The sequence below is a fragment of the Novosphingobium sp. BL-S-32 genome (genome assembly GCF_056857055.1).
On sequence record NZ_CM166476.1, the window covers coordinates 1,456,853 to 1,478,708 of the forward strand.

Annotated in this window: 25 protein-coding genes; 10 read left to right on the forward strand and 15 right to left on the reverse strand. The window is 66.7% G+C overall.

What is annotated here, in order from left to right:
- Nucleotides 1–3 precede the first annotated feature (3 nt).
- Both AC1VVK_RS06630 and AC1VVK_RS06635 read left to right on the forward strand, forming a co-directional pair.
- Nucleotides 4–981, forward strand: a complete 978-nt coding sequence (locus AC1VVK_RS06630; RefSeq protein ID WP_482904852.1) for a phytoene/squalene synthase family protein — start codon at nt 4–6, stop codon at nt 979–981.
- 456 nt (nt 982–1,437) lie between these two features.
- The gene (locus tag AC1VVK_RS06635) at nt 1,438–1,584 is read left to right on the forward strand and encodes a lmo0937 family membrane protein (protein ID WP_132387176.1); all 147 of its coding nucleotides are present in this window, start codon (nt 1,438–1,440) and stop codon (nt 1,582–1,584) included.
- Nucleotides 1,585–1,596: 12 nt separating this feature from the next.
- Here the strand turns inward: AC1VVK_RS06635 and AC1VVK_RS06640 are convergent, their stop codons facing one another.
- From AC1VVK_RS06640 to AC1VVK_RS06655, 4 genes are all read right to left on the reverse strand, one after another.
- Complete coding sequence (locus AC1VVK_RS06640; protein ID WP_482904853.1) at nt 1,597–2,868, reverse strand: multidrug effflux MFS transporter; 1,272 nt, start codon at nt 2,866–2,868, stop codon at nt 1,597–1,599.
- A gap of 71 nt (nt 2,869–2,939) precedes the next feature.
- A complete protein-coding gene (locus AC1VVK_RS06645) occupies nt 2,940–3,329 on the reverse strand; it encodes a type II toxin-antitoxin system death-on-curing family toxin (RefSeq protein WP_482904854.1) in 390 nt (129 codons plus the stop codon).
- A gap of 5 nt (nt 3,330–3,334) precedes the next feature.
- Nucleotides 3,335–3,562 carry an AbrB/MazE/SpoVT family DNA-binding domain-containing protein gene (locus AC1VVK_RS06650; protein ID WP_132387493.1) on the reverse strand — a complete coding sequence of 76 codons (228 nt, stop codon included), beginning with the start codon at nt 3,560–3,562 and terminating at the stop codon, nt 3,335–3,337.
- A gap of 40 nt (nt 3,563–3,602) precedes the next feature.
- Nucleotides 3,603–4,361 (reverse strand): DUF72 domain-containing protein, encoded by a 759-nt coding sequence (locus AC1VVK_RS06655; RefSeq protein WP_482904855.1) that lies wholly within the window; start codon nt 4,359–4,361, stop codon nt 3,603–3,605.
- Nucleotides 4,362–4,433: 72 nt separating this feature from the next.
- Here AC1VVK_RS06655 and AC1VVK_RS06660 point away from each other — a divergent pair, with 72 nt between their 5' ends.
- Nucleotides 4,434–4,742: an alkylphosphonate utilization protein gene (locus AC1VVK_RS06660; RefSeq protein ID WP_482904856.1), complete on the forward strand. Its 309-nt coding sequence runs from the start codon at nt 4,434–4,436 to the stop codon at nt 4,740–4,742.
- Between the two features lie 176 nt (nt 4,743–4,918).
- Here the strand turns inward: AC1VVK_RS06660 and AC1VVK_RS06665 are convergent, their stop codons facing one another.
- Complete coding sequence (locus tag AC1VVK_RS06665; protein ID WP_132387186.1) at nt 4,919–5,203, reverse strand: hypothetical protein; 285 nt, start codon at nt 5,201–5,203, stop codon at nt 4,919–4,921.
- Nucleotides 5,204–5,335: 132 nt separating this feature from the next.
- Nucleotides 5,336–7,216: a phosphomethylpyrimidine synthase ThiC gene (gene thiC / locus AC1VVK_RS06670; protein ID WP_482904857.1), complete on the reverse strand. Its 1,881-nt coding sequence runs from the start codon at nt 7,214–7,216 to the stop codon at nt 5,336–5,338.
- A 240-nt stretch (nt 7,217–7,456) separates the two neighbouring features.
- Between thiC and AC1VVK_RS06675 the strand changes: the two genes are divergently transcribed.
- The gene (locus tag AC1VVK_RS06675) at nt 7,457–8,089 is read left to right on the forward strand and encodes an SOS response-associated peptidase family protein (protein ID WP_482904858.1); all 633 of its coding nucleotides are present in this window, start codon (nt 7,457–7,459) and stop codon (nt 8,087–8,089) included.
- 3 nt (nt 8,090–8,092) lie between these two features.
- Here the strand turns inward: AC1VVK_RS06675 and AC1VVK_RS06680 are convergent, their stop codons facing one another.
- Nucleotides 8,093–8,491 carry a hypothetical protein gene (locus AC1VVK_RS06680; protein WP_482904859.1) on the reverse strand — a complete coding sequence of 133 codons (399 nt, stop codon included), beginning with the start codon at nt 8,489–8,491 and terminating at the stop codon, nt 8,093–8,095.
- Nucleotides 8,492–8,598: 107 nt separating this feature from the next.
- Here AC1VVK_RS06680 and AC1VVK_RS06685 point away from each other — a divergent pair, with 107 nt between their 5' ends.
- Nucleotides 8,599–9,195, forward strand: coding sequence for a uracil-DNA glycosylase family protein (locus tag AC1VVK_RS06685; protein ID WP_482905128.1), 597 nt, complete (start codon nt 8,599–8,601; stop codon nt 9,193–9,195).
- Between the two features lie 116 nt (nt 9,196–9,311).
- Here AC1VVK_RS06685 and AC1VVK_RS06690 read toward each other — a convergent pair whose 3' ends face one another.
- Complete coding sequence (locus AC1VVK_RS06690; protein ID WP_482904860.1) at nt 9,312–10,841, reverse strand: sensor histidine kinase; 1,530 nt, start codon at nt 10,839–10,841, stop codon at nt 9,312–9,314.
- A 129-nt stretch (nt 10,842–10,970) separates the two neighbouring features.
- On the opposite strand from AC1VVK_RS06690, the gene AC1VVK_RS06695 reads away from it, so the two are divergent.
- The 3 genes from AC1VVK_RS06695 to AC1VVK_RS06705 are packed head-to-tail and all read left to right on the forward strand — an operon-like array spanning nt 10,971 to nt 12,856.
- Nucleotides 10,971–12,443 carry a helicase HerA domain-containing protein gene (locus AC1VVK_RS06695; protein ID WP_482904861.1) on the forward strand — a complete coding sequence of 491 codons (1,473 nt, stop codon included), beginning with the start codon at nt 10,971–10,973 and terminating at the stop codon, nt 12,441–12,443.
- Nucleotides 12,444–12,452: 9 nt separating this feature from the next.
- A complete protein-coding gene (locus AC1VVK_RS06700; RefSeq protein WP_132387198.1) occupies nt 12,453–12,653 on the forward strand; it encodes a DUF4169 family protein in 201 nt (66 codons plus the stop codon).
- Complete coding sequence (locus AC1VVK_RS06705; RefSeq protein ID WP_482904862.1) at nt 12,653–12,856, forward strand: hypothetical protein; 204 nt, start codon at nt 12,653–12,655, stop codon at nt 12,854–12,856. Before AC1VVK_RS06700 ends, AC1VVK_RS06705 begins: the two co-directional genes overlap by 1 nt.
- A gap of 44 nt (nt 12,857–12,900) precedes the next feature.
- Here AC1VVK_RS06705 and AC1VVK_RS06710 read toward each other — a convergent pair whose 3' ends face one another.
- The 6 genes from AC1VVK_RS06710 to bioF all read right to left on the reverse strand — a co-directional run bounded on the left by AC1VVK_RS06710 (nt 12,901) and on the right by bioF (nt 18,164).
- Nucleotides 12,901–13,560, reverse strand: a complete 660-nt coding sequence (locus AC1VVK_RS06710) for a peroxiredoxin (protein WP_482904863.1) — start codon at nt 13,558–13,560, stop codon at nt 12,901–12,903.
- 178 nt (nt 13,561–13,738) lie between these two features.
- On the reverse strand, nt 13,739–14,992 hold the full coding sequence (locus AC1VVK_RS06715) for an adenosylmethionine--8-amino-7-oxononanoate transaminase (protein ID WP_482904864.1): 1,254 nt from the start codon (nt 14,990–14,992) through the stop codon (nt 13,739–13,741).
- Complete coding sequence (gene bioD, locus AC1VVK_RS06720; protein ID WP_482904865.1) at nt 14,989–15,633, reverse strand: dethiobiotin synthase; 645 nt, start codon at nt 15,631–15,633, stop codon at nt 14,989–14,991. Before bioD ends, AC1VVK_RS06715 begins: the two co-directional genes overlap by 4 nt.
- 7 nt (nt 15,634–15,640) lie before the next feature.
- Nucleotides 15,641–16,387 (reverse strand): methyltransferase domain-containing protein, encoded by a 747-nt coding sequence (locus AC1VVK_RS06725; protein WP_482904866.1) that lies wholly within the window; start codon nt 16,385–16,387, stop codon nt 15,641–15,643.
- Nucleotides 16,384–17,004 carry an alpha/beta fold hydrolase gene (locus AC1VVK_RS06730; RefSeq protein WP_482904867.1) on the reverse strand — a complete coding sequence of 207 codons (621 nt, stop codon included), beginning with the start codon at nt 17,002–17,004 and terminating at the stop codon, nt 16,384–16,386. The genes AC1VVK_RS06725 and AC1VVK_RS06730 overlap by 4 nt, the downstream gene beginning before the upstream one ends.
- Nucleotides 17,001–18,164 carry an 8-amino-7-oxononanoate synthase gene (gene bioF / locus AC1VVK_RS06735; RefSeq protein ID WP_482904868.1) on the reverse strand — a complete coding sequence of 388 codons (1,164 nt, stop codon included), beginning with the start codon at nt 18,162–18,164 and terminating at the stop codon, nt 17,001–17,003. Before bioF ends, AC1VVK_RS06730 begins: the two co-directional genes overlap by 4 nt.
- A 159-nt stretch (nt 18,165–18,323) precedes the next feature.
- Between bioF and AC1VVK_RS06740 the strand changes: the two genes are divergently transcribed.
- Entirely contained in the window at nt 18,324–19,283 is a 960-nt protein-coding gene (locus tag AC1VVK_RS06740) for a GAF domain-containing protein (protein ID WP_482904869.1), read from the forward strand.
- 312 nt (nt 19,284–19,595) lie between these two features.
- The gene (locus AC1VVK_RS06745) at nt 19,596–20,663 is read left to right on the forward strand and encodes a L,D-transpeptidase family protein (protein WP_482904870.1); all 1,068 of its coding nucleotides are present in this window, start codon (nt 19,596–19,598) and stop codon (nt 20,661–20,663) included.
- Nucleotides 20,664–20,873: 210 nt separating this feature from the next.
- Here AC1VVK_RS06745 and AC1VVK_RS06750 read toward each other — a convergent pair whose 3' ends face one another.
- Nucleotides 20,874–21,821: an alpha/beta hydrolase gene (locus AC1VVK_RS06750; RefSeq protein WP_482904871.1), complete on the reverse strand. Its 948-nt coding sequence runs from the start codon at nt 21,819–21,821 to the stop codon at nt 20,874–20,876.
- Nucleotides 21,822–21,856 lie beyond the last annotated feature (35 nt).

Consider the following 21,856-nt stretch of genomic DNA (forward strand, 5'->3'; position numbering starts at 1 on the left):
GCCATGACGTCTGATCGCACCGCTCTGGTAGAGGCCGCCCGCAAATCGATCCGCAAGGGTTCGAAAAGCTTTGCGGCGGCCAGCCGGCTGTTCGATCGGACCACGCGGGAGCGGGTCTGGCTGCTCTACGCCTGGTGCCGCGCCTGCGACGACATTGCCGACGAGCAGGACCACGGCCGCGCCGCCCGCGCGGTGCCGCTGGGCACGCGGCTCGCCCCGCAGGACCGGCTGGCGACGATCCGCACGCTGACCGAACTCGCGATGGCAGGCGAATCCACCGGTACCCCCGCTTTCGACGCGCTGGCGCAGCTCCGCCGCGAAGTGCCGATTGCCGATGGGCTGATCGAGGACGTGCTGGCCGGCTTCGCGCTGGACGCCGCCGACTGGCGCCCGCGCAGCGAGGCGGACATGCTGCGCTATTGCTACCACGTCGCCGGGGCCGTCGGCGTCATCATGGCGCTGGTCATGGGCGTGGACGCCGGGGATGACGACACGCTGGACCGCGCCTGCGACCTCGGCATCGCATTCCAGCTTGCCAATATCGTGCGCGATGTCTGGGAAGATGACGCGCATGGCCGCTGCTACCTGCCGGAAGAATGGCTGGCCGAAGCCGACATCCCGCCCGGCGAAGTGACCAAGCCGCACTATCGCGGCGCGCTGGTGCCCATGGTGGCGCGCGCCTGCGGCCTCTCGCGCGATTACGAGGCATCGGCCCGCGTCGGCGTGACCCGGCTCGCCTTCCGCCAGCGCTGGGCGGTGCTGGCCGCCGCCGATATCTACGGCGGCATTGCAAGGGGCGTGGAGAAACTGGGCAGCCATGCCTGGGACCACCGCGTGCGCACGTCGGGCATGCGCAAGCTGGTATATCTCTGGCAGTCCTGGTGGGAAGCGCGGCGATCTCCGGCGCTGGACGCCGCCCCGCACCCGGCTCTGTCACGCCGCGAACTGGCGGACATGGCCCATAACCGACCGACACACTGACCGGGCTGAGGAACTTGCGAGGCGAGGCCATCCCGCTTCGCAATCGAAACAAGCCTGCGCCGAACCATAAAACCCCGTCGTCCCCGCGAAGGCGGGGACCCCGCTTTTCTTTTCACAACGCCGCGCCAATCCGCAGCATCCGCGGTCGAATAATCAAGAAGAAGCGCACAAAAACAGGCAGGCCGCCGGTTCTTCCCGGCCGGCCCGTCATGCCTGTCAATTTTCTGAAACTGTGGACCCGAGGGGCGGTAGCGAGATGCGCGCAAGGGCGATTCGCGGTCGCAGGGGGACCATGCCCGGCCCGATACCGGACGGCAACCGCCCGGCGCCCTGCAATCTGCCGTCCGCCCCGCGCCTGAGACGAGTTGCATTTTTCGGCATCCAGACCGCACCATCGCATGCAGCCAAGCGCGCCGATGCGCGTTTCTATCGGTGTCTCACGAAGGAGAAGATGCCATGCTTTTCACCATCGCCGCCATCCTCATTGTTCTCTGGCTGCTCGGCTTTGTCGTGTTCCACGTTACGGGCGCGCTGATCCATGTCCTGCTGGTGGTCGCGATCATCGTCGGCCTTGTGCAGCTGTTCCGCGGCCGAAGCGTCTAGCCCGTCAGGCTGCTAGAACTCGTGCCCCGCCGTTGGCGGGTGCGCCTTGTAGAAGCCGGGCGGGTTGACCCTGCGGAAGAGCCGCCCCTTCTCCGAATACAATACCAGAACCAGTGAAATCAGCCCGCAAACCACCATGGCGCCCAGGATCGGTCGCGCCGTCCCGTCATAGGCCTGCCCGATCAGCGAGCCGAGCCCGGCGCCCAGCACCGTGCGCACGAACGACATGACCGAAGCCGCCGCGCCCGCGATCCGCGCGAACGGCTGGAGCGAGATCGCCTGGAAGTTCGCGCCGATGAAGCTCATCATGCACATGGTGGCGGTCATCAACGGGATGAAGGTCCACAGCGTCTCGCCGCGCATCGCCAGCGCCAGATGGATCGCGGCGAACAGGATGTAACAGAGCAGCGCGGTGTGCGAGACACGCCGCGCGCCGAACTTCTCGACGATGCGCGAATTGGCGAAGTTGGAGCAGGCCATGACCAGCGCCATGCTGCCGAACACCAAGGGGAAAAGCGTGCCGGCGCCGAAGTGCTCACCCACCAGCTGCTGCGCCGAGTTGATGTAGCCGAACAGCGCCCCCTGCACGAAAGCCGCGCCAAGGAAGTAACCGAGCGAGGCCCGCTCCTTCAGCGCCATCGCCATGTTGCCCGCGATCACGCGCGGCCGGATCGGCTGGCGATAATCGGCATGCAGCGTCTCGGGCAGGCGCAGCGCGCTCCACGCGAGGACCAGCACGCCCATCGTGCACATGATCCCGAAGATCCAGCGCCACCCGGCAAAGAGCAGCACGGTCTGCCCGATCATCGGCGCCACCATCGGCACTACCATGAACGTCATCGCCACCAGCGACTGCGTGCGGGCCATGCGGTCGCCATCGAAGCGATCGCGCAGGATGGTCATCGGCATGACCATCATCGCCGAACAGAACGCGCCCATGAACCCGCGCGCGATCAGCAGCAGCATGAAACTGCCCGAAATCGCACAGAGGAAGGCGGTGAGCACGTAAGCCGCGATCGCGGTAATCACCACCGGCCGTCGCCCGAACCGGTCCGCCAGCGCGCCGGGAAACAGCGAGCCGAGCCCCGAGCAGATAAGGAAGACGCCGACGATAAGCTGGCGGCTATTCGGATCGGTCAGCCGCAAATCGTGCGAAATCGCGCCAAGCGCGGGTAGCATGACATCGATCGAGAGCGCCATCAGCGCCTGGAGCGAGGCCATCAAGGCGACGAATTCGACTTCCCCCATCGGGAAGCGGTCGGACCTGGCATCGGCGGACTGCATGCCCAAGCCCATGCCGCATGCGCGAAGCGAGCGCCAGCCCCTTGCCGCGGTTTCCGTGCTTTGGGGCCGATTCAGGGCCGGGCGATGTGTTCCCGGAACCAGTCGGCCAGTTCCTCTTCCGACAGTTCGCCCCCGGCAAGTGCCACGAAAGCGACGACCATTTCGGCATCGCTTGCCGTGAGGACATGGCCGTGCAGCATCAGGAAGGTTTCCGCGATCACCGCCGCCGTGCGCTTGTTGCCGTCCAAGAAAGGATGATTGCGCGCAATCCCAAAGGCATAGGCCGCCGCCAACGCGCAAGCATCCGGTTCGCCATATTCCGCGAGATTGCGCGGACGCGCCATGGCGCTTTCAAGCCCGCCCCGATCACGCACGCCATCTCCGCCGCCGTGTTCGACTATCTGCTCGGCGTGCGCCGCCAGAGCCACCTCATCGGCGATCCAGACCCAGCCTCTTGCCACGATGGCTACTTAGCGAGTTCGCGCAATGCCCGCTTGCGCCGCGCCATCACCTCGCGCGCAGCCGCCATCTGCGCCTCGAAATCCGGCTCCGCCGCCGAAAGCTCGATCCCGCGCGGTGTGACGACCACCGACAGGGCCTCCCCCACCTCGGCATGCAGATGCGTGAGCAACTCCTTGGGCAGGATAACACCTGCCGAATTGCCGATCCGGGTGATCTTGAGCGTGGTGTTCATACGCGAGTTATAACGAATTCAGGGCATGGATGCGAGGGGGTCAGCGCAGCTTTTCGATCAACGCCATTGCGGCGGCGGGGGCTCTTTCCTTGGCGCCGTTGATGAAGAACATGAAGACTTCCTTGCCGTCCTTCGACCAGTCGCGGGCGCGCTTTGCCCAAGCGTCGAGTTCGGCGTCGGGATAGCCCTGCTCGATTTCGGCGCGGGCATTCTGAAGGCGGGCGTAGAGGAACGGCGCATTCTCAGTGGCGTCGATCACCGGATACTTCGCGGAATCGGCAAGGATCACGGCAACCCCGGCTTTGTGTACGAGGTCGAAGAATGCCGGATCGTCGAAGCTCTCGTGACGCGCCTCGATGGCGTGACGCAGGGTCAGGCCCTCGTGCCTTGCGGGCAGCAGGGCCAGGAAGGCGGCGATTTCTTCGGCGTCGAACTTCTTGGTGGCGGCGAGTTGCCAGTTGATCGGGCCCAGCTTGTCGCCCAGTTCGACCAGGCCCTGCTCGACGAAGTTCCTGACACTCTCTCCCGCCTCGCCGAGGTTCTTGCGGTTCGTGCAATAGCGCGAGCCTTTCAGCGCGAAGCGGAAGCCGTCCGGCACCGTATCGCGCCACTTGGCGAAGCTGGCCGGTTTCTGGCGGCCGTAGAACGTGGCGTTGATCTCGGTTCCCGTAAGGTGCTGGCCGACATATTCCAGCTCGCGCGCCTTGGAGACCGTCTTGGGGTAGAACGTCTCGCGCCAGGGGTCGTAGCTCCAGCCGCCGATACCGATATGGATGCTGCCCTGCTTGCCCGCGCTCATGCCCGATCTCTCCTTGGTGCTCGCCAAAGCCAGCTTGCCCTGTCATGGGCAGCGATAACAGGAGAATACGACATGTCGGGCGACGACGAAGACTATATCTACGACGAAGAGAGCGGCGAATGGCTGCCCGCTTCCGAGCTTGCGGCCAAGCGGGCGGCGGCGGACACCGTCGAAGTGCGCGATGCGGTCGGCAACCTGCTGGCGGACGGCGATGCGGTGACGCTAATCAAAGATCTGGACGTGAAGGGTGCGGGGCAAACGCTCAAGCGCGGCACGCTGATCCCCTCGATCCGGCTGACCGGCGATGCGCAGGAGATCGACTGCAAGTATCCCGGCATCAAGGGCCTCGTCCTGCGCGCGGAGTTCGTGCGCAAGCGGTAGTCGCGCGCCGAAGCCATCCTTCCCTTCGTCATTGCGAGCGCAGCGAAGCAATCCAGGGGCGCGTGGAGCCGCTCTGGATTGCTTCGCTGCGCTCGCAATGACGGGGAACGGGGCAAGAAGGTTCGCCGGGACGCTAGGCGGATTTCAGACGCGGCGGCGGAGCATCCCGGGTTCGGCTATCCCTTGGAAAGCCGCTTGCGATTGGCCCTGACGCGTTTGCGATAGTGCCGCACGGCCTTGCGCGCCGCCTTTTCGGGCGCGATCGGGCCGCCCCAGAACAGCTTGGCAGCGAGTTCGGCATTGGCCTCCACCTTTTCGGTGACCATGCGCATGTTTTCGTGGCTGCTGCCCTGGCCGGTCATCATGTCCGAGGTCCGCATCCCGATAACCATCATGGAATCGGCCCAGAGCCAGTAGCTTTCTTGGGCCAACTTCATCCAGTCGGCGGTGGGGTTGTGCATGGAATCGGAACTCCTGAGTGGTCCCCATTCTAGCACCCCCTTTCGCAACCGCGAAGGCGAGAGACCCCGTTTTTCTTGCAGTGCAGCGCAAAAAGAAACGAGGCCCCGCCTGACGGGCGAATTTGCGCGGGTTCAGTCGTGCTCGCGGCCGCCCGCGCCCATGTAGAGTTCGCTGCCGGTTTCCCTGAACACCTTGCTCATTTCCTGCATCCCGGCATCCGCAGCGCGTTCTTCGACCGGCTCGGGATGCGCGGCGAGGAAGGCGTCGCTCGGCTGGTTCTGCTTCGCCGCAAAGTCGCGCACTTCCTGGCTGATCTTCATCGAACAGAACTTCGGCCCGCACATCGAGCAGAAATGCGCGGATTTGGCGCCCTCCGCCGGAAGCGTCTGGTCGTGGTACTGCTCGGCCGTGTCGGGATCGAGGCTGAGGTTGAACTGGTCGCGCCAGCGGAACTCGAAACGGGCGCGAGACAGCGCATCGTCGCGAACTTTGGCGGCCGGGTGCCCCTTGGCCAGATCGGCGGCATGGGCGGCCAGCTTGTAAGTGACGACGCCGACCTTCACGTCGTCGCGGTCCGGCAGGCCAAGGTGCTCCTTGGGCGTGACGTAGCAGAGCATCGCCGTGCCGTACCAGCCGATCATGGCCGCGCCGATGCCGCTGGTGATATGGTCGTAGCCCGGCGCAATGTCGGTCACGAGCGGCCCGAGGGTGTAGAACGGCGCCTCGCCGCAAGCCTCAAGCTGCTTTTCCATGTTCTCCTTCACCTTGTGCATCGGCACATGGCCCGGCCCCTCGATCATCACCTGCACGTCCTGCGCCCAGGCGCGCTTGGTCAGTTCGCCAAGGGTGTAGAGTTCGGCGAACTGCGCCTCGTCATTGGCGTCCGCGATCGAGCCGGGGCGCAGGCCGTCGCCCAGCGAGTAGGCGACGTCGTAGGCCTTCATGATCTCGGTGATTTCATCGAAGCGTTCGTAGAGGAACGATTCCTTGTGATGGGCAAGGCACCACTTGGCCATGATCGAGCCGCCGCGGCTGACGATGCCGGTCACGCGCTTGGCCGCAAGCGGCACGAACGGCAGGCGCACGCCGGCGTGGATCGTGAAGTAGTCCACGCCCTGCTCGGCCTGTTCGATCAGGGTGTCGCGGAACACTTCCCAGGTCAGGTCCTCGGCGATGCCGCCGACCTTTTCCAGCGCCTGATAGATCGGCACGGTGCCGATCGGCACGGGCGAGTTGCGGATGATCCATTCGCGGGTGTCGTGAATGTTGCGGCCGGTCGACAGGTCCATCACCGTGTCCGCGCCCCAGCGGATCGACCAGACCATCTTGTCCACCTCGCTCGCCACGTCCGAGGCAACGGCGGAGTTGCCGATATTGGCGTTGATCTTGACCAGGAAGTTACGCCCGATCGCCATCGGCTCGCTTTCGGGGTGGTTGATGTTGGAGGGGATGATCGCCCGGCCGCGCGCCACTTCCTTGCGCACGAATTCGGGCGTCACGTAGTCCGGGATCGCCGCGCCCCAGTCCTGCCCGTCGCGGACGTATTCCTTCAGCATTGCACGGCCGAGGTTCTCGCGCTCGGCGACGTATTCCATCTCCGGCGTGATGATGCCGGCCCTCGCGTAATGCATCTGGCTGACGTTCATGCCCGGCTTGGCGCGCAGCGGGCGTTTCACCACGTTGGGGAAGGCCGGGACGCCGCCCGAGCGGTCAGGGCCGAGCTGGCCGTTGTCCTCGGGCTTCACGGCGCGGGCGTCGTATTCCTCGACATCGCCGCGCGCCATGATCCATTCGCGGCGCTTGGCGGCGAGGCCCGCCGCGATGTCGATAGTGACGTTTGGATCAGTGTAGGGGCCGGAGGTGTCGTAGACACGAACCGGCGCCTCGCCCGATCCGGGCTCAAGGTGGATTTCCCGCATGGCAACGCCGAGCGGCCCGACGTGAATCTTCTTCGACCCGCGAATGGGTCCGGTAGTAACGCCGATTTCCAGTTTGGAATTGATGTCGGCCATAAGCGATTTCCTTCGACTTATGGACGAAAGAAAGGTCGCGACAGAATAGTCCTGTGGCCCGCCCTTCCCTCCGCCCGTGTTAACGGGTTCAGGTTCAACGGGTCGGGCAGCGTGACCTGCCCCTCTCAGCCATTTGTTTCCGTTCGGCGTTCGGGATTCGAAAGCCTTGGGCACAAGCTCCCCGGGGATGGCGGGGACAATAGACGCGGCGTTTACAGGCGTCTAGACCGCCAACGAGACATGCCGGTAATCTATCGCCTCGACGCGCCCGCCTCCGAAGTCGCCCGTGCCATGGGCGCGGAAGCAGGCAATGATCCGTGGAGCGGCGGCCCTATTTCCGCCGGTGGCTTCGCGCCGATCATCACCATGGGGCGCGAGTTCGTGGCGGGGCCGCGTCCGCAGCACCGCCTCCCCCGCCGCATGATCCCGCGCCTCTGGGGCGTGCCGCCGCCGCCCGCCGCGTTCGACGAGCGCCGCCACGGCATTCTCACGGTCCGCAATCCGGGTAGTCCGTTCTGGACCGGCAACTTGCGCAATAGCGAGTTCCGCTGCCTCGTCCCCGCCACCGCCTTCATGGAATGGGGCAAGGCGGACCCGCGCGACGGCAAGCGGCGGCAATGCTGGTTCGGCACGTCCGACCAGCCGATCTTCGCGATGGCGGCGGTGTGGAAGGACAGCGAAGTGCCCAGCTTCGCGCTGCTTACCTGCCCTGCCAATGCGGCGCTGCGCAGCGAAGGGCGCGACACCATGCCGGTGATCCTGCCCGCCGATCCGGCCGCGCACAACCTCTGGCTGCGCGGCGAATGGAAGCGCGCGGCGGAACTGATCGCGCCTTACTCCTCCTCGCTGATGACCATGCGCGTGGCGGGATGATATTCAGCGATTGATGAGAGCCGCCGCGATCAGCGCAAGCCCGAAGGCGGCCGAAATCCACGCCCATACTCTCGACAGGGGGCTGAACCGCCTGATCCAGACCCCGAGGTAGCGGTCGGGAATGGCAAGGATCAGCAGCGCCTCCGCCCCCATCAGCACGCCGATCACGTTCATCACACGCGACAGCCAGTCGGGTGAGGACCACGGGTTGAGGAACCAGATCGCCACGCCGACAGGGAACTCGATCATCGCCGTCAGGAGTTGCAACGCGGGCGAGCGGGTGATCTCGTCCAGCAGTTTCTGCCAGTGGCCAGGCCGCTGCAATTCGCCAAGGCTGGTGAAGAGCGTGAACAGTCCGAGAAGCAGCGCGGACCAATGGGAAATCGGCACAAGCTCGTTCATGCGGAACCTCCGTATCTGAACAAGTGCCGGAAAGCGTTGTCGTTCCCGGCGAGCCGCGCGATCGCCCAAGGCTTGCGGCGGAGATCGGGGAACGCCATTTGCTTGCCGTGACCGATACGCCTGCCGATATCGATGCCCTGCTGCGCGCGATCCGGGCCTGCCGTGTCTGCGCCGCAAGCCTCCCGCACGAACCGCGCCCGGTGGTGCAGGCGGGCGTGAGCGCGCGCATTCTGGTGATCGGGCAGGCACCGGGCAGCAAGGTCCACGCCAGCGGCATTGCCTGGGACGACGACAGCGGCAACCGCTTGCGCGACTGGACCGGTCTATTGCCGGAGACGTTCTACGATCCCGCGCGGGTGGCCCATATGCCCAGCGGCTTTTGCTATCCCGGCAAGGGCTCCGGCGGCGACCTGCCTCCGCGCCCGGAATGCGCTCCGCTGTGGCACGGTCCTTTGCACGCTGCGTTGCCCGAGGTGCGGCTTACGCTGCTGGTGGGCCAATATGCGCAGAAACTTTACCTCCCGCGCGGCTTTGCGCCCAACCTGACCGAGGCCGTGCGCCATTGGCGCGAGGCGCCGGAGGGGCTGTTTCCGCTGCCTCATCCGGCATGGCGGAGCCGGTTGTGGATGGGGAAGAATCCGTGGTTCGAGGCGGAAGTTCTGCCCGATTTGCGAGCGCGAGTGCGCGCGGCGCTGGGGGATTAGGGTTTGGCCGATGAGGGCCCGCTTCGAATTGTGCGGTGCGCTTCTCTCGTTTCCGCTCAGGTTGAGCCTGTCGAAGCCGCCGAGGTGGGGCGCGAGGCCTCCATCCTTCGACAAGCTCAGGATGAGCGGAGTGGGGGTGGAGATGTTCGCGCTCCGTAATGCGAGATCATTTCCTGCCCCCTCCCAGCCCCGCTCAGGCTGAGCCTGTCGAAGCCCCCAAGGCGGGGCGCGAGGCCTCCATCCTTCGACAAGTTTTGCAGCACCCGGCGCAACAGGCGCGTGTCCGAGCGGACCCAGACCGCGCTCGCCGGCACGACGAGAGCCAGCCCCCCGCTTTCCGCCAAGGGCGCGAATTCCCGCTCCAGCGCGCCCAGCAACGGCGCCAGCGGCATGGCCCCGACCTCCGGATGGATTGCCCCGGCATCGAGCCGCGAGATCTCGAACAGCGCCTCCAGCAAGTCCTCCACCGAATCGAGCGCCGAGGCCGCCTGCCGCACGAGCACGCGGGGCCGCTCGGGCATGTCCTCGCCGTCGAGCGCCGAGACGAACAATCGCGCGGCATTGAGCGGCTGGAGCAGATCGTGGCTGGCCCCGGCAAGGAAACTGGTCCTCGAACGGTTGGCGCTTTCCGCCGCCTCGGTGGCGGCGACCAGCCGGTGGTTGACCTCCACCAGTTCGGCGGTGCGCTCGGCCACGCGGCGTTCGAGCGTCTCGGCCGTCTCGGTCAGCGAGCGGCGGAAGCGCACCTGATCGGTCACGTCGTCGAACGTGAAGACCATGCCCCCGCTGCCCAGCGGCACCGAACGCACGGTGATATGCCGCTGCCCCTCGGCATCCGCGAACATGCGGCAATCGGCCACCACGCGCGCGCCGCCGCCCACGCGCCATTCCAGCGCCTCGGGCCGGTCCAGCCCGCCCCGCTCGACGCACCAGCGCACCAGCACGTCATGCGTGGCGATCGGCGGGCGTTCGCCCTCGCCGCGGCCGGGCCCATCGAACCCCAGCAACATGTCGACGCCCTGGTTCCACGCCTGAAGCCGCCGGTGCGCGTCGAACAGGCAAACCCCTTCGGACAGCGTGTCGAGCGTGGCCTGCAAGGCAAGGTTGCGCTCACCCAGTTCGCGGGCACGCTGGCGGGCGTCCTCCGCCTTGACCGTGGTGACGTCGGTATAGATGCCGCCTTCGCGCGTGCGCAGCTCGTTGATCTGGATCCAGCGTCCATCGGCCAGCGCCTGCACATGCGCGCCGCGCGCCTCGCGGTGCAGGGCCACGCGGTCTTGCAGCCAGCGCTCGGGCGCGATGCGTGCGCCGATAGTGGCCCCCGCGTCCGCCATCTGCCGGGCGAGATCGAGGAACGAGGGCCCCGGCGCGGCATTCGCATGGCGCAGCGACTCGAACCACGGGAACATCCCGAAAAAGGCCTCGTTGCAGAGCACCAGCCGGTCCTCGGCATCGAACAGGGCGAATCCGTCGGCCAGCGAATCGATGGCATCGCGCAGCAGCGTCCGCGCGGCATCGGCAGTGGCATGCGCTTCGGCCAGATCGCGATGGGCCTCGGCCAGTCGGTCCAGCGCCTGCGACAGATCGGCCGTATCGGCGCATTCCGCTCCGGACTTCAATACCCTGCGCTTCACCGGATCCGCCACGCCGACGCGCTCCCGCTGCTGCCGCGATCATAGGCCGGTCGGGGCGGCGGGTGCCATTCGGGTGGCTACCTATGGATAAAGGGGTGGTGCCCCTTGCGCCGCGCCGCCCGCCTTTGCCAATAGGCCCTCGTGAGCGCCAACATCGTGATCGGACAGACGCCGGACGGCCAGCCGATCGAGATCGACATCAAGGAACTTCTCGCGACCCGCCTGCTGGTGCAGGGCAATTCCGGGTCCGGCAAGTCGCACCTGCTGCGCCGCCTGCTCGAAGAATCGGCCCCGATCGTGCAACAGGTGGTGATCGATCCCGAGGGCGACTTCGTCAGCCTTGCCGAGGAATTCGGTCATGTGGTGATCGACGGCGCGGCCTATGCCGAAAGCGAGATCGCCCGGCTTGGCGCGCGCATCCGCCAGCACCGCGCCTCGGTGGTCCTCGCGCTCGACGAGCTGGAGATCGACCAGCAGATGAAGTGCGCCGCGCAGTTCCTCAACGCCATGTTCGATGCCCCGCGCGAGCAGTGGTACCCGGTGCTGGTGGTGGTGGACGAAGCGCAGATGTTCGCGCCTGCCGCTGCCGGTGAAGTGACCGAAGAGGCCCGCCGCGTCAGCCTTGCGGCGATGACCAACCTGATGTGCCGTGGCCGCAAGCGCGGCCTGGCGGGCGTGATCGCCACCCAGCGTCTGGCCAAGCTGGCCAAGAACGTGGCGGCCGAAGCCTCGAACTTCCTGATGGGCCGCACCTTCCTGGACATCGACATGATTCGCGCTGCCGACCTGCTCGGCATGGAGCGGCGGCAGGCGGAAGCGATCCGCGATCTTGCGCGCGGTCAGTTCCTCGGCCTTGGCCCGGCGATCAGCCGCCGCCCGCTGGCGGTCAACATCGGCTCCGTGCGCACGGGCGCCAAGTCGGTGACGCCGGGGCTCACCCCGCTGCCCACCGCGACGACCGACGAACTGCGCGAGCTGCTGCACGACAATCTCCACGTCGAGCCCGAGCGCCCCGACTTCCACCGCCCGCCCCCGCGCCCGGCCATGGATGTCGAGGACTTGTCCGAATCGATCGCCGCCTCGCCCACGATCGCCGCCGCGCCGCCTGCCCGCCCGGAGCGGCCGGAGCCGGAGCCGGAGGAAAACCGCGCGGCGATGCTCGAAATTCTCAACGCGATGGCGAACGACGACGATTGCGCGTTCCAGCCTTCCACCACGCTGTTCCAGGACTTCACGATCCGCTGCCGGATGAAGGGCATCTCGGTACGCGGGCTGGACGCAACGATGTTCCGCCGGGGCTTCGCCGCCGCGCTCGCGGGGATCGAGGATCCGGAGGACGAGCGCTGGTTCGACCTGTTCAACCTGGCCAAGCACGTGCCGGACGACGCGCTGGCGCCGTTCTACCTGATCGCGCGCGCCGCCATGGAAGACCAGCCCTGCCCGGACGACATGGTGCTGGCGCGCATCTACGGCACCAGCAGCCCGCGCCGCGTGCAGCGCCTGCTGGACTATCTGGAAAAGGACGGCCTGATCGTGGTGCGCACCGACTTTTCGGGCAAGCGCTCGGTCGGGCTGCCCGATCTCGGGGTTACCACCGCGCCCGTTGAGGCGTAGAAGGATCTCATGGCCGAGATCATCAACCTGCGCATGGCCCGCAAGGCGAAAGCCAGAGCCGAGACCAAAGCGCAGGCAGAGACCAACCGCGCGCAACACGGCCGCAGCAAGAGCGAACGCCGGGCAACCGAGGCGGAGATCGCCCGGATCGACCGCACCGTCGACGGCGCGAAGCGCGAACGCGCGGACCATGAAGGCGGGGACGACTGATGCGCACCACCAGCGGCGAGGCCAGTGTGCGCCTCTATCACCTCGACGGCGGCCCTGAGGGCGGCGGCGTGACCACGATTTTCTACGGCTCGCTGTGGGAAGCCATGGAGATCGCCGCGCAGCAGACCGAGGACGTGCAGGATGGCCTGTTCATCGCCACCGACAACGATGTGATCGCCTATATCGACCTGCTGGAGGGGTAAATCCCTGAAGCTCCTCCCCTGCAAGGGGAGGAATTGGCGCTTGCCTACTCCGGCTGCGGCACCAGCCGAAGGTAGGGCTTCAACGTCTCCCAACCCTCCGGATAAATCTTCGCCGCTTCGTCGTCCGACACGGCGGGAACGATGATCACCTTCTCACCATCCTGCCAGTTCACCGGCGTCGCCACGCGATGGCGGGCGGTAAGCTGCATCGAATCGAGCACGCGCAGGATTTCGTCGAAGTTGCGGCCGGTGGTCATGGGATAGCTGATCATCAGCTTGATCCGCTTGTCCGGACCGATCACGAAGACGGTGCGCACGGTGGCGTTATCCGCTGCCGTCCGACCGTCTGAACCGCCCTCGATCGCTTCGGGCAGCATGTTGTAGAGCTTGGCGACGGTCAGTTCAGTGTCGCCGATCATCGGGAAGTTGGGCTTGGTGCCTTGCGTTTCGGCAATGTCCTCGGCCCAGCGCTCGTGATTGCCGACGGGATCGATGCTGAGGCCGATCACCTTGGTGTTGCGCTTGTCGAATTCGGGCTTGAGGCTGGCCATATAGCCCAGCTCGGTGGTGCAGACCGGCGTGAAGTCCTTGGGGTGCGAGAACAGGATCGCCCAACTGTCCCCGATCCATTCGTGAAAATTGATCGGACCTTCGGTGGTCTCTGCCCTGAAATTGGGGGCTTCGGAATTGATGCGGAGCGTCATCGCGGTCTTCCTCTCGGCGTCGGGAAGACCTTGGGGCTTCCCGAACATGTGAAACGTCGAATTCGAGAAGCGTTATTCGCGCGATTGAGTATCCGATTCGTCGGAAGCTGGACAGAACCTTTCGTGTAGTGGTGAACACATCTTCATCCCCGCCGCAGCCACAGGCGACGAGGCGAGCCTAAAAGGAGATCACCGCCGCGCCGATGGCGTCCCAGATCCGCGCCAGTTCGTCGTCGGTGATGCAGTAGGGCGGCATGACGTAAACGGTGTTGCCCAGCGGGCGCAGCAGCACGTCGCGCTCGCGGAAGAAGGCCATCAGGCGGGGAGCAAGGTCACTCATGTAGCCGGTTTCGCCACTGGTCTTGAGGTCCAGCGCGGCAATCGTGCCAAGCGTGCGCGGGTTGTCGAAATGGCAGAACTGACCCAGCTTTTCGATCCACGCCGCCTGCTTTTCGGCCAGTGCCTGCACGCGTTCCAGCACCGGCTCCTCACGCCAGATGGCAAGGTTTGCCGCCGCCGCCGCGCAGGCGATGGGGTTGGCGGTGTAGCTGGAGGAATGGAAGAACATCCGGGCCCGATCGGTCGAGTAATGCGCCTCGAAGATCGGCTCGCTGGCCATCGTCACTGCCAGCGGGATCGCGCCGCCGGTCAGGCCTTTCGACAGGCAGAGGATATCGGGCACCACGCCGGCCTGTTCACAGGCGAGCAGCGTGCCGGTGCGGCCCCATGCGGTCATCACTTCGTCGGCGATGAACAGCACGCCGTACCTGGCGCAGATCTCGCGCATCGCCTTCAGCGTGTCCGGCCCGTAGAACAGCATCCCGCCGGAGCCGAGCACCAGCGGCTCGACGATCAGCGCGGCTGTATCCGGCTGGCGGCAGAGGGCCTCCAATGCGTCCAGCGTTTCCTGCTCGGCACCGGCGGCGGGGAAGGGGATGCGGCCCACGTCGAACAGCAGCGGGTCATAGGGCCGGTTGAACACACCGCGCGCCCCTACCGACATCGCGCCGATGGTGTCGCCGTGGTAGGAATTGTCCATCACCACGATGCGGTGGCGGTTTTCGCCGCGCCAGTGCCAGAAGCCGAGCGCCATCTTCAGCGCCACCTCGACACTGGTGGAGCCCGAATCCGAGAAGAACACACGCGTCAGGCTCTCGGGCATCAGCGCGCGCAGGCCGGCGGCGACTTCCTCGGCCGGTTCGTGCGTCCAGCCTGCGAAGATCAACTGGTCCAGCTTGCCCGCCTGCTCGGCAATCGCGCCCATGATGCGCGGGTGGCAGTGACCGTGCGTCGTCACCCACCACGAGGAGATCGCGTCCACCACCGCGCGCCCGTCCGCCGTGTGCAGCAGCGCGCCTTCGGAGCGGGTGACCAGCGGCACCGGCTCCTGAAGGCCGTGCTGGGTGAAGGGATGCCAGATCGAAGAGGTCATGCTGCCCCCGTTTCCACTACGAAATCGTTGAGATCGAAATTCGCCTCGAACGCCTCGCGCAGCGTATCCGGCGTCAGCGGCGAGACGTGCGGCAGGCGGCCGAGGCGGCGGACTTTGCCCATCGCGCAGATTGTTGCCTCGCTGTCTTCCTGAGGCTCGCCGACGAAGGCCACGCCCAGCACCTCGACCCCGCGCGCGCGCAGGGCTTCGATGGTCAGAAGCGAGTGGTTGATCGTGCCCAGCACCGTGCGGGCGACCACGATCACCGGTGCGTTCCAGCGTGCGAACTGGTCGGCATACGTCATGCTGCGCGAAAGCGGCACCAGCGCGCCGCCTGCGCCTTCGACCACCAGCGGGCCATCAACCTGCGGCAGGGCGAGGCGGGCAGGATCGATCTCCACCCCGTCGATCTCGGCCGCGCGGTGGGGCGAGCAGGGGGTGGTGAGGCGATAGGCTTCCGCCAGCACCTTTTCGCGCGGCAGGCCAGAGAGGCGGGCGACGCGGTCGGCATCGCCGCCGTCTTCTTCCAGCCCGGCCTGCACCGGCTTCCAGTAATGCGCGCCGAGGGCGCCCGCGAGGGCGGCGGCGAAGACGGTCTTGCCGATTTCGGTATCGGTGCCGGTGACGATCAGGGTGCTCATAAGCCGCTCAACTAGCGCGGCATAAGTGACAGGTCACGACCTCGTAAGTCACTTCGCATCCGCTTTGGGCAAATCGACCCAGCGTGCGGCGCAATTGTCCGGGCGTCAGGGGGCGGTGATTGGCGTCGGCCGCCTGCGCGCCGATGGCTTTGAGGCCGCGCAGGAAGGCCATCGGGTCTTCGTGGCGCTCCACGTGATTTTCGACCGTGACGGCGCAGTCTCTGAAAGCTTCGACCGGCGCGAAAGCGGGTGTTCCGGCGCTCAAGCCTTCGGCAGCATGAGCGGCGCGCCACTCGGCGAAGCTGCCGGGGCCGAGCGTGGTGACCATCAGGTGCCCGCCGGGAGCCAGCCATCCCGCCATGCGGGCGAGCGCGGCGGGAGCATCGTCGAACCACTGCACGGCAAGGCTGGAGCAGATCAGTTCGAACGGCCCGCATTCGGGCGCGCCATATTCGCCGTCGAGCACGGCAAAGCGGCGGTGCGCGCTTTCGCCAAGGCGGGCGCGGCAGCGCTCCAGCATTTCGGGCGCGAGATCGGTGATCAGCCAGTCGCCGCCGATGCCGACGTTAGTCAGCGCCTCGGTGAGAAAGCCGGTGCCGCAGCCGATCTCCAGCACGCGGGGCGCTTCAGGCAGGTCCAGAGTGGCGATCCGCACCGCCAGCGCCTCGGCCACTTCGCGTTGCACGCGGGCATGGCCGTCGTAGTCGGGGGCGGCGGCGAAGGCGCGGCGCACTTTCTCGCGCGGGACGTTCATGTCAGCAGCCCCGCCAAACCGCGCACCGCTTCGGCGCAGAGGTCGGGGTCCTGTATCGGCAGGAGATGGCCGCCCGCTTCGCTTTCGATCCGGCGCACGTCGCCGCCCTCGAAGGTGGTGGCGCGCATGGGGCCGGGCAGCAGCGGATCCTGCCCGCCTTGCAGCGAGATCACCGGCACCTTGGGCAGCGGCGCGCGGGCGTCGCGCAGGCGCAGCAGGTCGCGGCGGAGCAGCTCGGCGTCGATCTTGCCTTCGGGAACGGTGCCGCCGATCTGCTGGTGGAAGCTGGCGAGCACGCCTGCCGGGCTCTGTCCGAAACGGCGGATCATGTGCTCCACCACGCGCACCGGCACGCCCGGTTGGCCAAGCGGGGCGGTGAAGCGCGCGAAGCCGTTGATCGCCACCACACCGGCAAGCCCCGGCGGCGGATCGGTGAGTACGCGGATCGTGCCGAAGCTGTGCGTCACCGCGATGCAGGGGCCGTCCACTTCAGGCGCGAAAGGCGCGCCGAAATAGCCGCGATCGTCGATCACGCTGTCAAAATCGGACAGCAGGGCGGCAAGCGGCTGCCAGAAGCTGCGGTCGAACCCCCAGCCGTGGGCGAAGAGCAGCTTCACAGATGGCCCTCGATGGCGGCAAGCAGCGCGTCGATATCGGCTTCGGAATGCGTGGCGCGCAGGGCAAGGCGCAACCGGCTGGTGCCGGGCGGTACCGTCGGCGGCCGGATCGCGGAGGCGAGGAAGCCCGCCTCCTCCAATTTGCGGGAGAGCGCCATGGCATCGGCCTCGGCCCCGATCACGGCGGGCACGATCTGGGTGGAGGACTCGCCATGGTCCAGCCCCAGTCTTGCCAGCCCTGTACGCAGCCTGTCGCCCAGCGCAGCAAGATGCGCGCGCTCGGCGTGCATAGTCGGCACCAGATCCAGCGCGGCATCGACCGCGCCCAGCACGGCGGGCGGCGGCGCGGTGGTGAAGATCATCCCGCTGGCGGCGTTGACGAGATAGTCGATCAGCACTTGCGACCCGGCGATATAGGCGCCGAACCCGCCCAGCGCCTTGCTGAACGTGCCCATGATCACGTCCACGCGCCCGGGAGCGAGCGCCGAAAGACCGGCGCCGTCCGGGCCGAGCACGCCGGTGGCATGGGCCTCGTCGATATAGAGCACGGCGTCATACCGCTCGGCGATTTCGGCCAGACGCACCACATCGGCGCGGTCACCGTCCATCGAGAACACGCTCTCGGTCAGGATCAGCCGCGCGGGAGCCTCTGCGCCTTTGCTGGCAAGAAGCTGTTCGAGATGATCGAGATCGTTGTGCCGGAACCGGTGCTGGCGCGCGCCGGACATGGCTACACCGGCATGCATGGAAGCATGGATCAGCCGGTCCGCGAACACCGCGACACCGGGCATGGCCGCGATCAGCGCGGGGATCACTGCCGCATTGGCCTGCCAGCCGCTGGCGAACACCAGCGCCGCTTCGGCATGCTTGAACCGGGCGATCCGGGCTTCGAGGGCGAGATGTTCGGCGCTCGTCCCCGTTACCAGCCGCGAGGCGCCCGAGCCGGCGCCATGCGCGCGCGCCCACTCGCCCGCACGCTCCACCAGCAGCGGATGGCGGCTGAGGCCCAGATAATCGTTGCTCGAAAAGTCCACGAGTTCGCGGCCATCGCGCCGGATGCGCCCCGCCGGGGCGAGGGCTGCGGGCCGCAAGATGCGGCGTTGACCGGCGCTGTCGATCCGCGCGAGCGCAGCTTCAAGGAAGGAATCGAGCCTCTTCATCGCCGCCGCCGGTATGGCAAGCGGACGGCGGAGACAATCGATATCGGCGAATAGAGTGCGCGAACGCGCCCAGCCGCATGCGTCAAGGAGCGCAATCAATTGGATGATCGACGAACGGCCCAATTGCAGATAGATTCGCCGCGAACAGGGGGAGGGGTGATGATGGACGACGGTTCCCATCACGGCGAGCAGGTCCTTCGCACGGTGCGGTCCGAAAGTGCCGCCGCGCTGTCTCCTGTCGCGGCATCGTGGTGCCGTTCTGCATTGCGCTATGGGTTGGACCCCGATGGCATGCCCGCCGTCCAGCCGATAGAGGCCGCCATGCTGGCCAGGATCCGCGAGGCGAGCGGCGCGCTTCCTCTCATTGCCGGTCCGGTGATCGACACGCTGTTCGGCAGTGTTGCGCGCAGCGGCGCCTGCCTGTTGCTGGCCAATGGCGACGGCGTGGTGCTGGATATGCGCGCCGGGGCCGCGGACCACGCACACTTCATGTCGCACGGCCTTGCGCCCGGGGCCGACTGGGGCGAAGCGCGCGAGGGCACCAATGGCATCGGCACTTGCCTTGTCGAGCAACGGCCCGTCACGATCCGCCGCAACGAGCACTTCGCCAGCCGCAACACCGCCGTTTCCTGCATGGCCGCCCCCGTCTTCGATCCCGAAGGGCGGGTGATGGCGGCGCTCAATGTCTCCAGCGCCCGGAGCGATCTGGACGATGCGATGGCGCTGCTGGTCGCCGCGCTGGTGCATGACGCCGCGCGCACGATCGAGCGCGACGTGTTCTGCCAGAGCTTTGCGGACGCGCGCATCGTGCTGGCACCCGGCGAGCGTCCGGGCGGCGGCCCGTCGCTGCTGGCCGTGGACCGTGACGATCTGGTGATCGGCGCCACCCGCGCGGCTCGGCGGCGGCTGGGGCTGGAGATCGGCACCATGCTTGACCCGCGCCCGCTGGGCGACGTGCTGGGCCAGCCCGCGACGGGCGGCTTCGATGATGGCGACCGGGCCGTGCTGCGCCGGGCGCTGGCGCGTGCGGGGGGCAATGTCTCGGCTGCGGCACGGCTGTTGGGAATCGGCCGGGCCACGTTCTACCGCCGTATGGAGCGTGTGGGCCTGACTGCCTGAGTGACTAACGGCCGACGGGCAGAGCGATAGGGCTCCGACCTGTCCCGCTGCTGAGACAGGTTCGCAAAAGCACTTCCTCCGGCCCCTTGCCCGCCTGATTACGCTGTCATATTTTCCATATGCAGTTTCCCGAGGTCTCCTCCCCTCCGCAGCCTTGGGAAGCGCTGGCGCTGGCGAGACCCGTCCCTCTCTCCCATCCCCCCGCACGGGGCCTCGCCGGCGCTTTAAATTCTCTCATCGGACCCTTCGGGGGCCATGCAATCGGAGCCGCAGGCCGGTTCACGCGTTGCAACGGCATCGAAAACAATCCCGATGGGGTCGCGCTTGAAACTGCTTCTTCCCTCTTCGCTTGTGCTCTGTGCACTGCTCGCCGCTTGTAATTCCCAGCCTCGCAAGCCCGAGGCGCCGGCTTCCACGGCTCCGGCAAACCCGCTCGCATTCGGCGATGCGCGGGATGCCGGAGCGCCCGATAATCCCGTGTTGCGTGGGCAAGTCGCGCTGGACCGGCGGGGCTTTTCACCCGGCGTGATCGACGGCAAGGACAATGCCGCAACGGCGCTGGCGCTGCGCGGTTTCCAGCAGGCGCAGGGCCTGCCAACGACCGGCAAGTTCGACCCGGCGACGCAGCAGGCGCTGTTCGCCGGGATCGACGGCACCGGCACCCGACTTGTGGTGATCCCGGTGGCCTTCGCGCGCGGTCCGTTCCATCCCAACCTGCCGCGCGACATCGCGGGGCAGGCACGGTTTGACCACCTCGGCTACCGCAGCATGAGCGAGGCGCTGGCCGAGCGTTTCCACACCACGCCCGAAATGCTACTTGCCCTCAACGGCCCGGGCACTGTGCTGGGCGCAGGCCGCAAGGTGCGTGTGCCTGACATTCCCGACGCCGCGCCCGCGCAGATTCGGGACGACAAGACCGGCTGGGCGGATACTTTGGTGCGCCTCGGCGTCAGCGGCGATCAGCCCCACGCCGATCACATCGTGGTTGATCGTTCGGACGGTGCGCTGCGGGCCTTCGACAGTCAGGATCGGCTCATAGCGCAATTCCCCGTCACCACCGGCAGCGCGCACGATCCCTTGCCGATCGGCACGTGGAAAATCGTCGGCGAGGCGCGCAATCCGGACTATCACTTCAACCCGGATCTGTTCTGGGACGCGAAGAAGAGCGCCAAGGACAAGCTGTTGCAACCGGGTCCGAACGGGCCGGTGGGCGTGGTCTGGCTGGACCTGTCCAAGGCGCATTACGGCATCCACGGAACGCCTGAGCCGCAGAATATCGGCAAGACCGAAAGCCACGGCTGCGTGCGCCTGACCAACTGGGATGCGGCGCGGTTGGCGCAGATGGTCTCGCCGGGGACGAAGGTGGTGTTTCAGATCTGAGGGCGGCCAGTTGGGGGCGCAAACGCCCTCCCGCCAACCGACGTCATCCTGAACTTGTTTCAGGATCCATCACGCCACCGGCACTGTGCTTCGATCGGCAAGCGGAAATCGCCGCCCCATGCGCGCGGCCGTTCCGGGCAGGCCGACAAATGGATCCTGAAACAAGTTCAGGATGACGGATTGAGGGGAGCGATTGAGACGCTGCCGAAGCTAGAGGATCGAAATTTCCGCCAGCCACCGCTCCACGAGCGAAGGCCATATCTCGACCGGATGCCCGATCTTCCGGAGCGCAAAGGCATGGTCGCCTTTGGCGAAGAGATGGACCTCGGTCGGCACGCCCGCCGCATCCAGAGCGCGCGCGTACATCGTGCTGTTGCAGATGTTGTCCTTATGATCGTCCCAGTCTTGCACGATGAAAGTCGGCGGTGTCTGCCTGGTCACGTGGATGGTCGGGTCGAACGTCGTGCCTTCGCGGCAGAGATGGCCGGGATAAGCGGCCACGGCAAAGTCGGGACGGCTGCTGATCCTGTCCATGGCATCGACGGGCTTGTAGGCGGGTGTGAAGATATTGCTTGTCTGCGCGACCAGATAGCCGCCCGCCGAAAAGCCGATGACGCCGATCTTGTTCGGGTCGATGCCGAGTTCCCCGGCGCGGGCGCGGGTGAGCCTGATGGCCCTTTGCGCGTCTTGCAGCGCCCGCAGGACTTTCGGCGTGAATTGGCAGTCGCAGCTATCCGACCAGGCGGTGTCGCTGCCGGGAACGCGGTATTTCACGAGAACGCAGGTCATCCCGCGCGAGGTGACCCAGTCGCAGACTTCGGTTCCTTCGAGATCGATGGCCAGATTCTGGAAGCCGCCACCGGGGAATACCACCATGGCGGCCCCCGTGTTCGCGCCCTTCGGCGCAAAGACCATCATGGTCGGCACGGTGACATCGTAGATCGCGGTGGCGGGCTGTCCGGCGATGCTGTGAGGGTTCACCACGGCCGTCTCGGGCGGTTGGGGCGTGCCTTCCATGTCCGGTACTTTGCCCGGCCAGAGCGGTATCTGGCTGATGCCGGGCGGAGCCTGCCACGCCGTTTCCCGGCTCGCGGCGAGGCCCGGCGTCGCGATCGACGCCGCGACGAGAGCGAGCAGAACGGTAAAGCGTTGCGGCACAGGCAGAATCCCTCCCGATTCCATTCGCGGAAGGT